The organism is Burkholderia sp. COPS, assembly GCF_019425585.1.
In the GTDB taxonomy this organism is placed as follows: Bacteria; Pseudomonadota; Gammaproteobacteria; order Burkholderiales; family Burkholderiaceae; genus Burkholderia; species Burkholderia cepacia.
In genome coordinates, this window is record NZ_WIXR01000042.1 from 1 (window position 1) to 13,340 (window position 13,340).

The 13,340-nt window shown below is 57.2% G+C and carries 14 protein-coding genes; 11 read left to right on the plus strand and 3 right to left on the minus strand.

What is annotated here, in order from left to right; genetic code table 11:
* Window positions 1-41: 41 nt before the first annotated feature.
* Window positions 42-482, minus strand: coding sequence for a hypothetical protein (locus FOZ70_RS29255; RefSeq protein ID WP_059863871.1), 441 nt, complete (start codon window positions 480-482; stop codon window positions 42-44).
* Window positions 483-806: 324 nt separating this feature from the next.
* Between FOZ70_RS29255 and FOZ70_RS29260 the strand changes: the two genes are divergently transcribed.
* From FOZ70_RS29260 to FOZ70_RS29295, 8 genes are all read left to right on the plus strand, one after another.
* Entirely contained in the window at window positions 807-1,085 is a 279-nt protein-coding gene (locus FOZ70_RS29260; protein ID WP_059704281.1) for a hypothetical protein, read from the plus strand.
* Between the two features lie 22 nt (window positions 1,086-1,107).
* On the plus strand, window positions 1,108-1,341 hold the full coding sequence (locus FOZ70_RS29265) for a hypothetical protein (RefSeq protein ID WP_027792372.1): 234 nt from the start codon (window positions 1,108-1,110) through the stop codon (window positions 1,339-1,341).
* 295 nt (window positions 1,342-1,636) lie between these two features.
* A complete protein-coding gene (locus FOZ70_RS29270; RefSeq protein ID WP_175925418.1) occupies window positions 1,637-2,284 on the plus strand; it encodes an Imm50 family immunity protein in 648 nt (215 codons plus the stop codon).
* Between the two features lie 844 nt (window positions 2,285-3,128).
* Window positions 3,129-3,713, plus strand: coding sequence for a hypothetical protein (locus tag FOZ70_RS29275; RefSeq protein ID WP_059854524.1), 585 nt, complete (start codon window positions 3,129-3,131; stop codon window positions 3,711-3,713).
* A 90-nt stretch (window positions 3,714-3,803) separates the two neighbouring features.
* Entirely contained in the window at window positions 3,804-5,921 is a 2,118-nt protein-coding gene (locus FOZ70_RS29280) for a trypsin-like peptidase domain-containing protein (RefSeq protein ID WP_219707389.1), read from the plus strand.
* Between the two features lie 29 nt (window positions 5,922-5,950).
* Window positions 5,951-6,844, plus strand: coding sequence for a hypothetical protein (locus tag FOZ70_RS29285; RefSeq protein ID WP_219707390.1), 894 nt, complete (start codon window positions 5,951-5,953; stop codon window positions 6,842-6,844).
* A 584-nt stretch (window positions 6,845-7,428) separates the two neighbouring features.
* Window positions 7,429-8,361: an MBL fold metallo-hydrolase gene (locus FOZ70_RS29290; protein WP_059484487.1), complete on the plus strand. Its 933-nt coding sequence runs from the start codon at window positions 7,429-7,431 to the stop codon at window positions 8,359-8,361.
* A 189-nt stretch (window positions 8,362-8,550) separates the two neighbouring features.
* On the plus strand, window positions 8,551-9,123 hold the full coding sequence (locus FOZ70_RS29295) for a YbhB/YbcL family Raf kinase inhibitor-like protein (protein ID WP_081052614.1): 573 nt from the start codon (window positions 8,551-8,553) through the stop codon (window positions 9,121-9,123).
* A gap of 18 nt (window positions 9,124-9,141) precedes the next feature.
* On the opposite strand, the gene FOZ70_RS29300 is transcribed toward FOZ70_RS29295, so the two are convergent.
* Window positions 9,142-9,891, minus strand: a complete 750-nt coding sequence (locus FOZ70_RS29300; protein ID WP_059817387.1) for a glucose 1-dehydrogenase — start codon at window positions 9,889-9,891, stop codon at window positions 9,142-9,144.
* Window positions 9,892-9,999: 108 nt separating this feature from the next.
* Between FOZ70_RS29300 and FOZ70_RS29305 the strand changes: the two genes are divergently transcribed.
* Window positions 10,000-10,878, plus strand: coding sequence for a LysR family transcriptional regulator (locus FOZ70_RS29305; protein WP_081078257.1), 879 nt, complete (start codon window positions 10,000-10,002; stop codon window positions 10,876-10,878).
* A gap of 48 nt (window positions 10,879-10,926) precedes the next feature.
* Here FOZ70_RS29305 and FOZ70_RS29310 read toward each other — a convergent pair whose 3' ends face one another.
* Window positions 10,927-11,067: a hypothetical protein gene (locus FOZ70_RS29310; RefSeq protein ID WP_175925414.1), complete on the minus strand. Its 141-nt coding sequence runs from the start codon at window positions 11,065-11,067 to the stop codon at window positions 10,927-10,929.
* Window positions 11,068-11,395: 328 nt separating this feature from the next.
* Between FOZ70_RS29310 and FOZ70_RS29315 the strand changes: the two genes are divergently transcribed.
* On the plus strand, window positions 11,396-11,938 hold the full coding sequence (locus FOZ70_RS29315) for a hypothetical protein (RefSeq protein WP_219707391.1): 543 nt from the start codon (window positions 11,396-11,398) through the stop codon (window positions 11,936-11,938).
* A gap of 518 nt (window positions 11,939-12,456) precedes the next feature.
* The gene (locus FOZ70_RS29320; protein ID WP_059554367.1) at window positions 12,457-13,194 is read left to right on the plus strand and encodes a transporter substrate-binding domain-containing protein; all 738 of its coding nucleotides are present in this window, start codon (window positions 12,457-12,459) and stop codon (window positions 13,192-13,194) included.
* The last annotated feature ends 146 nt before the right edge of the window (window positions 13,195-13,340 follow it).

The following is a 13,340-nucleotide window of genomic DNA, read 5'->3' on the forward strand; positions in this document are numbered from 1 at the left end:
GGGTGGGGTTTGGGCGGGAATGGCGAGTTGGCGGCTGGTTGTTATGTCCCCAAACTTCCGGACAGTAACGCCGGAAGCGCGGAAAGGCTGTCGATCGCATGCACGGGAGACGCGAACCGCCCGGAACCGGACTGAATGATCGCCCATGGGCCGCGCCGCAAGAACACTGGAACCATGCCGGCCAGCACGCCGGTTTCGCGCAGTCGTTTCAGGCACGGCACGACGTCGGGGTAGAGATCTTTCACGGTCACCGCATAAGTGCCTCCGGTCGCCTCGCGCTCCCGGCACGATGCGGCGAAGTCGACACCCGGCCGCACGAGATCGAACACGCGACGATGATGCTGACCACGCGCGATGACCGCGCCGAGCAACGCATGAAACACCCGTCGCGGCACCTCGAGATGGTCGGCCCACTCGTTCCAGTCTCGACTTTCATCGATCAGCGTTTCGCCGACGTCGAAGAACACGGCTTTTATCATCATCGGGTGGATCGGGTTCCGCAAAAACGGATCTTCAGGGTTTGGCGATGCCGGGATGGGTGGGCAATGACGGGAGTCGGCGCCAACAACGGCTCTTCGCCATCCGTTCCTGGACCATTGACAATCTCGAAGAAAAACCTTGGTGGTTAGCCGGATGCGAGCGATATCCTAGCGCGTGGGCCTAGCGGTGCTGGCACAACCCGCAACGTAGTGCAAACCCCGACAAGCCAGTTGCGGTCGAAAGTCTAGATTGTGACAGCATGGGTTCGTTGATCGAATTTCGGACGTTCCGCCTATTTCCTCGCTATGTCGACCTGAGACAGCTACGTGAACGAATCGACCTACCGCGCCATTTTCGGCTTTGTCGTGATCGCTTATGGCGCCGCGATATCCGCAATCATGGCATTTCGTCCAGAGCGAATATTGGCCTTCTATTGTAGATCAAGGGCTTGGAGATGGTGGTACAAGTTCTGCTTCAACATGTCTGCAGAAGATATTGTGTCGGCCAAAATGGTACGGCGAACCAGAATCCAAGGGGCGACGGCGCTGGCGTTCTTCACTGCCATTATTTTTGCAGCTTTGTTTCAGCTCGGTTCTCACGGCTAGCTGCCGATCTTGGCGGGGATATATGACGCACGCCTTGTACGAATTGCTTAGTGACCTCGACGATCGCCACCTCTTTTATACATTGGGCCGGCATCGCCCAGACACCATTCTGATCTCGATAACTGTGCCAGGTGAGCGTATCGAGATCGACGTGTTCGACGACGGACATATGGAGATGTCCCGCTTTTCCGGAGATGAGAGTGTAATTGACGACCAACAAATGATTCTGAAGGCTATCGACGAGGCGTCCGAGTGAAAGGGGTTGGTCATGAGGCGCAACGCGCCAACTTCCCGTCGGCCGACGTTGCTGCGCGCGGCCGATCTCAGGAATTGCATCTGTCTCCTATGGGTCGATTTCGGGTCACTGCGCTGGCCTACGGCAAGCAACTGCGGAAGGTAGCAGCCGGCGGTTTCTGTCATTCGACGTCGGCGCAAAAAGCGTCGACAATCAACTGAGGACTAGGCGGTTGACAATAGCGAGAGAGTCAAAAATGCAGCTTCAGTCAAACTACTCGAAGACGTTCAGGTACGTTCGGCAGAACGAACGCCGCTTGACCTATGACATTGGTTACCACATCAATCAGCGCGACGACGGTACGTTCATATACGGTTACGAGATCGTGCAGGAGCTGAGTGACGGTCGCATCGGTAGCGCCGCGAGCGCGCTCGATTTTCGCGGCTCGGCTGAAGAGGCAGAACGATACCTGATAAAGAAGCTGGAGGAGATGGTAGAGGGTTTGCCGGAATCGTGGGAATCAGACCGATACAGGAACCGCAAGGAAACGGACGAGAGCGCGGTCAAATATGCCTGGTTGATACGAAGTATCTTTGGCTACTGGCCTCGGTTTCACGATGCCGAGGTGCTTGCTGTAACGCTGCGTCGCGTCAGCTCGAACGGAGCATGGCGTACTGATATGGAACTCACGATCCGTCACAGCGGACAGGATAATCCGGCACGGAACGGACAACAGGTGCCTTGTAGGATTACGTTCCTTCTCGAGGATGTTGAGGGAAGCGAGTTCACGACTGAAAACGTTTCTTACCCGTCGTGGATTTATGACCTCCGGTTTTCTCGCTGCGATGATGGCCGCACCCAGATCGACCTGTATCCGTCGACTGGCTTCTCCGTTCTGCTCTACTGCCGTGCTGCAACCGTGACATGTGTCGAACCGTGTTCGTCCGCGAATGAAAGCATTTAACAACCCGCGGCTGACCGGGTTAAGAATGAGCGGACGCGCGCCTACCCATCCAGGCCGAGACAAATTCTCTCGCTGTGCCCCGGACTGACGCGCAGCGAATGACCGCATCGTGACGGCGTGATTGTCTACTTCGGGTCGGAAGTCGCAGGTCGCACGTCGCAGGGCAGCGACCGGTTGAATCCACCACCAGAAACCGTCAGTGATCAACCCGCGCAGCCGAAAGTTGAGCGGCTGCTTCGCTCCACACGCTGTCAAAATCCCAACTCATGCAACGCCGTGGAAAAGCAATGCAGGGGGTACTAGTCAAGCCGACGGTCATTCCTCTCGACACGCTCAGGAAGCAGATCGCACAGGTCGTCACCGCAGCCAAGGCCTATGAAGTTCCGGACGCCGGTGTAGGGTAATCATACTTTCCGTGCAATTTCTGGCGGTTCGGTGACGATAGTCGTTGTCAGTCAATGCGTTGCTACCGTCGCGGTGGCAGCAAACACACAAAGCACAGAGCGTTGCCGGAAGCAGTTCCGTGCTTGGCCATCGCCATTTTTTGCTCGAAAAGTCCGATTTCCCCTCGAACTGCTGCGCCAGTTCAGCCAGCGTGCGCTCGCCTTTAACCGCTGCCAGCGCCACCTTCGCTTGGAACGCCGCTGAGTGCGTGCGTCGGGTTCTCTCCGTCATTTCCTCGGTTCCTTCACCAGCATTGTCGCTGGCTCAGGCCTCGGCCAAACCACTTATCCGATTATCCGAGTTCGCGCGGCCACCTCTCTACGTCTAGGGGCGGCGTTCCCCCTACATCGCTTCCCGGAAACTCGGTAGTCTGCTTTCATCGTACAAGAACGAGCGAGCCATGAGAGCAATCCGTGCGGGCGACGATTTGTGCCACCAGCCAAACGGGGAAGAGGCGCTTCTCGCGCGACTTTTCAGCGGTGACGCCTTCTTCGGGGGCAATCTGCGCGAGACCTCGGTTCTGTTTTGCCAGAGGCACGACGAACTCGTGTTGAATTACCTCCCGTTGATCCTGGCATCGCTTGCGAAATCGGCCGGATTCGAGACCATGTTCGACCTCGTCGCACGCGTCGGTGGAAGGCGCGTCTATCTGCCCGCCGCCCCCGCCCGGTTCTGCAGCCAGACAGGCGTAACCATCCCACACGCCGCTTACAAACCGTGGAGGCTACAAGCCGACGCCAACGGCCAGATAGAGGTTCCGTCAGCCTGGGGGGTCTATTTAGCCCTACGTCGCGCCGCAGTCAGCTACGCGATCGCACATGCATGGCCGCGCGACATCCTCCAGGTGACGTTCGGCATGTCCCGTCGACAATTGCGATCCTATGCCTCGTCCTCCGCACCCGATGCGATCCATCGGGATCACGCCGCATCGGGTAACTGCCCGGTTAGCACGCTTACTGAAGGAGGCGCGATGACACTACCTTGATCCATTTCCCCAAGCCGCAGTACTGCGAGCCCCATCTCACATCACAAATGCATGGCGCTCATATACAGTCTTCTACATAGCGAGGTTGACATGCCTGGACGTTTGAACAAATCCTGCGCAGCAGACGGCGTGATAGCTTATCAAGACACGGACGAAAGCAATATGTTTCATTACTTTCCCGCCCGTATCGATTCCATCGCCAATGAAACGTTGCTTGACTTCAGCGTCAAATACTGGGGAATTAATGCGAAGCCCTATTACATCGATGTCGGTAAAGGGAAATACGAGAGCATCGTCGGCGCTACAGTCAGCGGGCAGGCCGTGGCGGACATCACGAAAAAACAGCGCGATGCAATTACCAAGGAAATTCGCCGGGTCTTCCAGTTGAAGCCGAAAGACGAAGTTGTCCTGGTTCCGCTCGTTCTTCAGGAGGTTGAAGTTCAACCGATTCTAGCCGGCAATGTCGTCGAAAAAGGGGGGGGCAGCAGCGTCACTTTCCCGTCCAGATTTCAGATCGGCACGCAATTCGGTTTCAACATCGGGTCGGGCAATAGCCTCTTCAGCGAGCTCGTAGCGAACGAGGGCAGTCTCGACCGTCAAAGCAGTCCAGACATCGGCGTGAACTTCTACGGTACGGCGGAGCTCAGGGCCGACAAATGGGTCGCCCGCATCGAGGCCGACCTCTCGCAGGTGTGGAGCTATACACGAAAGAAGGTCAGCGCGTCACTGAAACTTGGATGGCTGAATCTCGGAGGTGCGGATCTGGACAAAATTGTCCAGAGCCTGAGAAAAGAGAATATCGTCAAGATCACTTATATCGAAGGCGGCGGCGGAAAGGAGTTTGGGCGCGCATTGCTCGAATCAAGTAAAGCATTGTTTGAAGCCATCAACGCGCAGATCACGAGTGGTGAGGGCTTGTTCCGTTTCGAACCGAATCCCAAGCCTCAAGAGCCCCCTGCGGGTAAAGATTCGCTTGGAGGCGATCTGTTGCCGTGGAAAGTGAGCCTCAACATGTCGTTTGGCGAGAACACTTTCCAGCAATCTATCAAGTACGACCAGACGATTACGTTTGAAGGCAATACGCTGGTGGCCTTCAACGGAAATATGTCGCTTGCGTTGCCTTGCAATGCGAGCACGACGAAATACTTCTACGATCTCCAGCTGAAGCAAGGCGGGTGTATCACAGCGCAAAAGAGTGATGGACTACAGTCCCGCATCGGGAAGGAGCTGGCGGCGAAGAACGAAAAAGTGCGGCAGTACTTCAACAACGTTGAACAGGGACGTTGGACACCGGATCAAATGGCGACCATGCTCGAGTTACTCAACCAGACAACGCTGACCGAACAGGTCAACGTTGTTCAGCAACCCGATGGCGTGGTCGTGCTCGAGCCTGTACCGCTGGAACAAGCATCCGCAGCTTTTGACACCCTCGTGGCGGGGCGGGTCGAGGCCCAATCCGAGCCGCTACCAGTGGTAGCTCGGATGAAGGTTGCGAAGGTCTTTCCACCCGATACCCGTAAGCGAGTTAACGACACAAAGACCGCCCCCTGGAATGCCATTGGCCAGCTTGTTGTGAAGTTTCCGTCGGGCAATTACGGTTACGGTACTGGCACTCTCCTCGGCAGTCGTCATGTGCTCACCGCTGCTCATGTCCTTTACCTGGAGGACGAGGGCGGGCGCGCAGTCTCTGCTCGCTTCTATCCCGGCAAGAATGGCGTGCTCGATCCGTTTGGCGGTTACGACATGACGAGCTTCAATATCGACGACGAGTATCCGCAGAAAAGCGAGTTTGCGGACTATGATTACGCGCTCATCACCCTCAGCGAAGAAGTTATTCCCGGTTTTGCGAACTTTCGGCTTCGCAACATTGGATATGACGGGCTCGAGAATCTTGACGTCGTGATCTCAGGCTATCCCATGGACAAACCGCTTGGTACGCTGTGGACGGCTTCCGGAAAGCTAACGGCGGTCACCGCCCGGACGCTACGCTATCGCATTTCTACGACGGCGGGCCAGAGCGGTAGCGCAGTTGCGTTCTTCGGCGGAGAGTCGTGGGATATCGTCGGGATTCATTCTGGCGAATCCGGTGACGCTAACGCAGCCTGTCGCGTAACGGACCGTGTAGTCCATGCGATACGAGAATGGATGAGCTACGACGCCGTTGAGATCGCCGAGGAAGGATGCGAGTGCAACGACGTTCCCGCTTAACGGCGAAAGAGTGACCTGCATCCGCATTTGTGCAACGCTTGTTCGGTGAAGGCTTGCGCCGCCGGCAGTCCGCCGGCGGCGTCGAAAGCATGCGGCGCACGCGTTTGCCTTCGTCGATGTCGAAAGCGCGGGAAAGCATGTTCCGCACGTTCTTCGCCCGGGTCCAGGCATTGAGCGCTCAATGGGGTAATCACACTTTCCATGCTCGCTGGACGGTGGAACATGGCGAACCGGAGGCGCTAGCGTTTCTCGAACAACTCGCGGTGGCCGAAGTCACACCGTGGCGCTGCCCCTGCGGCTGTGCAAGTATCGATGCCGACGCGGCTTGCGGCTCGGGACAGCCGCAAGCTCCATATCGCCGGCTACACATAGTAAAGCGATGGCACGAGCGTCGGCTCCCCGCAATCTTGACTGTCCCTTGTGGGCCGGCAACCGTCGGCCGCATCTGTCGATTGGCGGCGGTGGATTCAACCGGTCGACGCAACGACTTGAATCGACGACAATCGAACGTCAGCAACGGATTAATATGGTGGTGTATGAGCGCCAGGAGTTCACGCTTCTTTATCGCCGGAAATATTGAGGAGCCTGTCTTCGTTCTGGATGGAATCGCTTCGGAATGGCTGTTCGTGTCAGGGTTCTGGTACAGAGTTAACGCATCGCTCGGAACGATATACGATCAGTTCGAGGAAGATGAGGCCGAACCAGCTGCACTTAGCCAGATCGCGTGCGAGCTGGCGCATCAAATCTGCGAACTTGAGGGGCGCGAGGAAGAGATGATCAGCTTCATCTACAGATGGACGCCACAAGGAGAGACATACACTCTGGAAATGCAGCGAGCGGATCTGATTTCCAAGTTGGTAGAAATGCGTGATTTCTTTAATTCGGCTGCTGCAAGTGGTGAAATTCTCGAGCTAAGCCTATAGGTAGTTCAAAAAATCTGGAAATTTGTTCGACCGATTCGCCTTCGGAAGCTGCCATTCGACCTTACAGCAATCGACGCGTGCATTGCAGGGTTTGAGCGCAGAACCGTCCGTGTCCGTCCGAGAAGGCTTTTTGACACTGAATTATGCGGTCCGCACACATCACGCATGATGTGAACTATGGCCACCTTTCCCGGACCCTGCGCCAGCGTGCATGATTCGTCCACGTGTCGGATGGCAAGATCGGGCAGCCCGCTACGCGTCATCGAGTTTGCCGTCAAGCACCATTTTGGGCCCGTTCGATCACTTGCTTCTCGCGACGCATCTGGCAGATAGAAACCCGAATTAAGTCAGATGTTCTGTCGCTGGCATTGCATTTCGCCGGCTATACGACCTGGATTGTTGCCGTCCAGACAACATGGCATACGCACTCGCGATCCTACCGGCGCTCGCCCGTCCCTCACTACAATGCGTCACACGCTCGCTTGAATTGCGAGCAAAGCGATACGCGCAAAACCCGTGGTCGCTCAGGTGAACCGCCCCGCGTGTACCGGATCCCCCCAACTGAAGCAATAGGACAATGGATCATGAGCAAGACAACTCACAATGTGCAGCCCGTTACTTCCAACCTGGGCAAACAGGGTTCAGCTGAACTCGTACCTTCCCGTTACGCGGTGCGCGTGGGTGACATCGATGTCGTATTGATCAGCGATGGCGTTCTACCGCTGCCCACCTCCACCATGTCCACCAATGTGAGCGAAGCGGATCGCAACGAATGGTTCGACGGTCGTTTCCTGCAACGAGACATGTTCGACTGGGCGCTGAATATTGCGCTCGTGCGCAGCGGCGGGCAGCTCATTCTGATCGACTCGGGCGTGGGTGATGGTTTCGAATACTTCACGCGAGCCGGAAAGTCAGTAGTGCGACTGGAGTCGGCAGGTATCGACCTTACTGCAATCACTGACATCGTCATTACGCACATGCACATGGATCACGTTGGCGGCTTGAACGTCGATGGCGTCAAGGCCAGGCTACGCCCGGACGTGCGCATCCACGTGTCGGCCTCCGAAGTAGAGTTCTGGAAAAACCCCGACTTCAGCAAGACGGTGATGCCGGAGACGGTTCCGCCTGCGCTACGCAAGGCTGCTGCGAAGTTCGTGGAACTCTACCGCGAGAATATCGTGCAGTTCGATCGGGCAGTCGAAGTCGCACCGGGCGTGTCGGCGCGCGTGACGGGCGGGCACACACCGGGGCACTGCGTCGTGGACGTCACATCAAACGGCGAGAAGCTAACGTTCGTAGGAGATGCGATTTTCGAAGTCAACTTCGACAATCCGGATTGGCAGAATGGCTTCGAGCATGATCCTGAAGGTGCAGTGGACGTGCGTCTCGCGCTGTTCAACGAAGCCGCGGAAACGGGCGCTTTGCTTGCCGCAGCGCACGTCGCGTTCCCATCCATCGGACACATTGCAAGGAACGGCGACAGCTTTCGCTTTGTTCCTGTTACGTGGGATTACTAATCGATATCGGATAATTGATAATCACCCTCCGCGATCTGGACTCACTTTCCGTATCCGGAAGCGACTGGTGCGCATCCCGTGCATGACACTGTCGTTAAGGGTTACCTGCACCTGAATTTCTTCGAGCATGACTGCTATCTCCACGTGCGCGCGCGGCGCGTGGAGCCCTTCAATCCACAGGAGCCTGCCATGCGATCCCTTCCCATGCCGCGAAAAGCTGTTTGCGCTTGCGCGCTATTCGCAACGCTGCCCGGCGTCGCGACCGCCGAAACGTTTGCGCTCAAAGTTGCCGATCTGGATCACGGCCGTTTCAGGAATGAACAAGTGTTCAGCGGATTCGGTTGCCACGGCGAGAATGTGTCACCGCACGTGACATGGTCAAACGCGCCAGCCGCTACTCGCAGCATCGTCGTGACGATTCATGACCCCGACGCGCCGACGAGCGGTCTCGGTTGGACCCATTGGGCTGTTGTCAACATACCGCCTTCGCAGACGTCTCTGCAAAAGGGCGCCTCCGGCAACGTGAATCTGCTGCCGCCCGGGGTCACCGAAACGCTGACCGATTTCGGCCAGTCGAAGTATGGCGGACCGTGTCCACCACATGGCAAGCCACATCGTTATATCGTCACCGCGTACGCACTCGATGTCCCGCATATCGACGTGAGCCCGGCATCTAGCCCTGCACTCGTTGCGTTTCAAATGCACGGGAAGATCATAGCTCGGGCTCGCTATGTCGCGACCTACCAAAGCGCGGCGAACTGAGCCGCGCCACGGGTACTATCAACTGAGCGACATGCCACCGTCGACACGCAAGTTGACGCCGTTGACGAAGCTGCCCTCGTCACTCACGAGAAAGAGCGCCGCGCGTGCGAGTTCTTCAGGAAGTCCGAGGCGGCCTAGCGGAATACGCCCTGCGACGGCAGCCTCGAACGCCGGCCGCTCGTCATGCGCGATACCCAGCTTCGTCAGAATTGGCGTGTCGACCGGCCCGGGACTCAGTACATTCACACGAATGCCACGCGTCTGAAGCTCCAAAGCCCAACTCCGCGCGAAGGCCTCGATTGCGGCCTTCGTACCCGCGTAGACTGCATGTCCTTCGAACACTTTCGAACTCGCGATCGAACTCGTCAATAGAATGGCACCACGATCTCTCATGAGTGGCGTGATCTTCTGTACCCCGAAGAAAATTGCTTTGGTGTTTGTCGCGAAGTGACGATCATAGGACTCTTCGCTCACTTCGTTCGATGCTTCGATAGTATTCACTCCCGCGTTCGCGAAATATATGTCAATTCCTCCAAAGCGCCTCGACACTAGCGCGGCCACTTCGTCGTGCGTTTTCGGGTTCGCGAGATCTCCCGTCAGTCCGATCGCCCGGTCGCCAAGTTCGGCCACGGCCGCATCGACGGCATCCGGACGTCGGCCCACCATAATGACATTCGCGCCCTCTTCAATCAGCAGCCTGGCCGTGGCCAATCCGATTCCACTATTTGCGCCAGTAACAACAGCAACCTTGTTTGCGAGTCGATTCATGTTTTCTCCGTCATATTCCACCTGTCCGGCGTAGAGCCAGAATTTAGCAACGGCTTCTGGTGGGTTGAAGTCACTCGCAGGTCATTTCACTATTTCCACTTTGTCATCATGTCCGTGGATAAATTCAGCGGCTTTCCCGCGTTCGTTCGCTCCGTCGAGACGGGCTCGTTCACGGCTGCGGCGCAATCTTTGGGTACGACGACGTCGGCCGTGTCAAAGAGCGTGGCAAGGCTCGAAAAGCGCCTGGGCGTCACGTTATTCCAGCGCTCGACCAGGGCCTCCGTTCTGACGATTGAAGGTCAGGCGTTTTATGAGCGCATTGCCCCGCTGATGCGCGGCCTGGAGGACGCCGAAGAAGTATTGCGATCGCCGGCCGCCGCAGCAGGAAGACTGCGTGTAAGCCTGCCTGGCGAACTGGGTCGCTTTTTGCTCGATCCTGTCACGCGGGAACTCCTGCCAAACCACCCGGAACTCGCACTCGACGTGAGCGTCAGCGACCATCATGCCGACCTGATCCGCGATCGCATCGATATCGCGATCAGGGCGGGATGGCTGGAAGACAGCGGCCTGTACGCGCTGCCGATCACCAGTCTTCGGCTGGTGTTGGTTGCGGCGCCGGCATATCTGCGCGAGCGGGGATCACCGCGTGTTGTTGCGGATCTCGCTGCACATCGGCATGTGCGCTACCGGCTCAATGGCCGACCGTACCCCTTGAACTTCGCCGATGGAACGTCCAGCTCCATCGAAGGCAGGTTCGACGCTGATAACGGTGAGGCAATGCGCGTAGCAGCACTGAACGGACTGGGTATCGCCCAAATACTGGAAATTGCCGTACGGGACGATCTCGCCGCCGGGAGGCTGGAGGTTGTACTACCCGATCAGGCGCTCGCGTGCGTCCCCGTGCACGCTATTCACGCTTTCGGAAAAAACATGCCGACGCGCGCGCGCGTATTCGTCGATTTCGTTACGGCGCAACTCTCGAAATGAAGTATCCCGGCGCTCAGCGCCATCGGCTGCCGTCGCGCTGCATTCGAATCACGCCAGGGAGGCGTCGTGCAGCAAATCGATCAGTGCGTCGGCTCCAGTGTGGTCGGCCGTGAATGCCGTGGCCACGGGATCGCAGGTTGCGGGCAAGCCGACCGCACCAAGCAGATTGGCGAGGTATGTATCGAGCATGCTGGTCGCATTCGACACGCTTGCCGCGGTCACCGTATTGGCAAGCGTGACCGGCGCCCCCTGCGTCAGTGAATTTATCGTCCACGACGCGCAAGACGTACATAGTCAATCTTGACCATGCCGCGCGTTCGGCGGCCCCGAGGCCGATTGCATGCTTAGCCGCATATGCCTGGCGAGGGGTGATCATGCGGGGATGGCTGGCGCTTCGGCACGAACGAACAGAGGTGCAAAGTTTGCTATCGCCGACACGCAGTCACTACTATATTTTGCGTTGCGGACCCTGTCGTTTCGTCAATCGACGTCCGCGATTCTTCGCAGGAGCACAAAAATGGCACGTCGCAGGTGGGTCCCGTTCCTGGCATGGGTTGCTACAGCGTCATTGTCGTTGCCACTTGTTTCACCGCAAGTCGTCCTAGCCGGCGACGAAACGACCGCGAACACGCCGGAGCCATCACCGAAGCTCTCTTGGGCAGATCGAATTCGTCAGGCAAAAGTGCGAGAGGGCGAGCCAATCGTACTGATCGTGCATTCGGCAAAGGACTGCGTCTATTGCCAGCGCTGGAAAGGTTCATTAGGCGGCAAAGGTGATTTTGAATCGTGGGCGAAGACGCATCCCGATGTCCATCTATTCATAGTCGAGCGCGAGGCTATCGCCGTGCCGGAAACCATCGACAGCTATCCCCCGGTTGTCCAATGGCTTTTTGAGCGACGCCAGCGACTGGGCAACTTGTCGCCAGGAACACCCACCTTCGAAATATTCGTCAGGCGCAATATCATTTGGAGGTCGTATGGCTTGCACTCGTGGGACCGCGACGCGTTTCCGGCATTGAAGGACCTGGACAGCCGCCGTGTATCCTCGGACGTCGAGTAGCGTTGGCGTTCGCGCAGGTCAGGATCACGGCGAGGAATGTGCCGTTGGCATCGGACAGGGTGTGATGCGCCCTCCAGGCGTCGCAAACAGAGGTGTCCTCACTCGTTCTGAAAGTTCGTATAGCAAAATAATTCCGCGACTCCAGAATTCTCATGGATCAGGGCCTCCGTCCCGCGGATTGACGATTTTATTGACGGTCCCATCAAAATAATGTCGTCAACTCGCCTACGTCCGCATTAAATTTGTCGATTCGCGTAGTGGAGCAAGGGTTCCGGCGGTAACGTCCTGATTTCTGGACCGATTCCCGGCCTACCGCGCGGCCAGTCGAAGCGCTGAGTTCAGACAGGACGCTCTCTGTCTCAAGCTCAGTCACCTATGCTGGAAAAGCGGTGTTGCGGGACATTCGGGGCCAACTGCGTCCGCTTGCTCCCGGCTAAAAAGCGACATCTGCGCACGTAGGTAGAATCGTCAACAATCAGCTCTAGGTTTGATGGCCATTCCCATTGAGAGACGCAGCGATGAAGGTAACGATTGCATACATCGAAGAACCACCGTTCGGTTGGACGGAAGCGGATGGTACTGCTACGGGTGCTGACGTTGATCTGGCCGATGCGGTTCTTCGGGCGATCGGTGTTACCCGGATCGAGCATCGCCTGACGACATTTAGTGAACTGCTACCCGGCGTTGAAGCAGGTCACTGGGATATGAACGTTCCGCTCTTCGTTACCCCTGAACGCGCCAATATCGTCGCGTTCAGCGTACCCGTATGGGGGATCGGAGACGGCTTTCTGGTTCGGACTGGAAATCCGAAAGCGCTCAACAGCTACGTGTCACTCGCCAAACGTCCCGAGGCGCGCCTTGGCGTCATTGCCGGACAGGTGCAACACGAGTCGGCGAGAACGTCAGGCGTAAGCGAGAACCAGATAGCCATCTTCGAGCAACAGGCCGACGCGATCGAAGCGGTTCTCTCGGGCGCGATCGACGCGTATGCAAGCACAGCCTTGGGAAATCGCATAGTTGCGTATCGGATCGGAGGCTCAATGCTTGAGGCAGTGGAGCACGAGCCGCAAACGAATGGCACGCAGCAGAAGCTCCCGCTCGGCGCATTCTCGTTTAGCAGACGAAACAGCGCTCTGCTCAATGCGGTAAACGGGCAACTTCGTTCATATCTGGGCTCAGAAGAGCATCGCGCTCGTATGGCGAGATTCGGCTTGACAAACAATGAAATCGATTCCGCTCTCGCGCATGGGGTGTAAGACGGGTTTCGGCCACTTTCGGACCTTCGACTTCGGTGTCTAAACCGTCACCAATCCAGGTCACGAACACTTGTTGATGACCGTCGTGGGAAATGCACACACAATCTCACGTCATCACCGCACGACGATTTGATCAGACTGGAGAC

What these genes read in the sequence shown, in the direction of transcription:
- FOZ70_RS29255 (WP_059863871.1), bottom strand. Translation starts at nt 482, where the DNA reads ATGATGATAAAAGCCGTGTTCTTCGACGTCGGCGAAACGCTGATCGAT.
- FOZ70_RS29265 (WP_027792372.1), top strand. Translation starts at nt 1,108, where the DNA reads ATGACGCACGCCTTGTACGAATTGCTTAGTGACCTCGACGATCGCCAC.
- FOZ70_RS29275 (WP_059854524.1), top strand. Translation starts at nt 3,129, where the DNA reads ATGAGAGCAATCCGTGCGGGCGACGATTTGTGCCACCAGCCAAACGGG.
- FOZ70_RS29280 (WP_219707389.1), top strand. Translation starts at nt 3,804, where the DNA reads ATGCCTGGACGTTTGAACAAATCCTGCGCAGCAGACGGCGTGATAGCT.
- FOZ70_RS29290 (WP_059484487.1), top strand. Translation starts at nt 7,429, where the DNA reads ATGAGCAAGACAACTCACAATGTGCAGCCCGTTACTTCCAACCTGGGC.
- FOZ70_RS29295 (WP_081052614.1), top strand. Translation starts at nt 8,551, where the DNA reads ATGCGATCCCTTCCCATGCCGCGAAAAGCTGTTTGCGCTTGCGCGCTA.
- FOZ70_RS29300 (WP_059817387.1), bottom strand. Translation starts at nt 9,891, where the DNA reads ATGAATCGACTCGCAAACAAGGTTGCTGTTGTTACTGGCGCAAATAGT.
- FOZ70_RS29305 (WP_081078257.1), top strand. Translation starts at nt 10,000, where the DNA reads ATGTCCGTGGATAAATTCAGCGGCTTTCCCGCGTTCGTTCGCTCCGTC.
- FOZ70_RS29310 (WP_175925414.1), bottom strand. Translation starts at nt 11,067, where the DNA reads ATGCTCGATACATACCTCGCCAATCTGCTTGGTGCGGTCGGCTTGCCC.
- FOZ70_RS29315 (WP_219707391.1), top strand. Translation starts at nt 11,396, where the DNA reads ATGGCACGTCGCAGGTGGGTCCCGTTCCTGGCATGGGTTGCTACAGCG.
- FOZ70_RS29320 (WP_059554367.1), top strand. Translation starts at nt 12,457, where the DNA reads ATGAAGGTAACGATTGCATACATCGAAGAACCACCGTTCGGTTGGACG.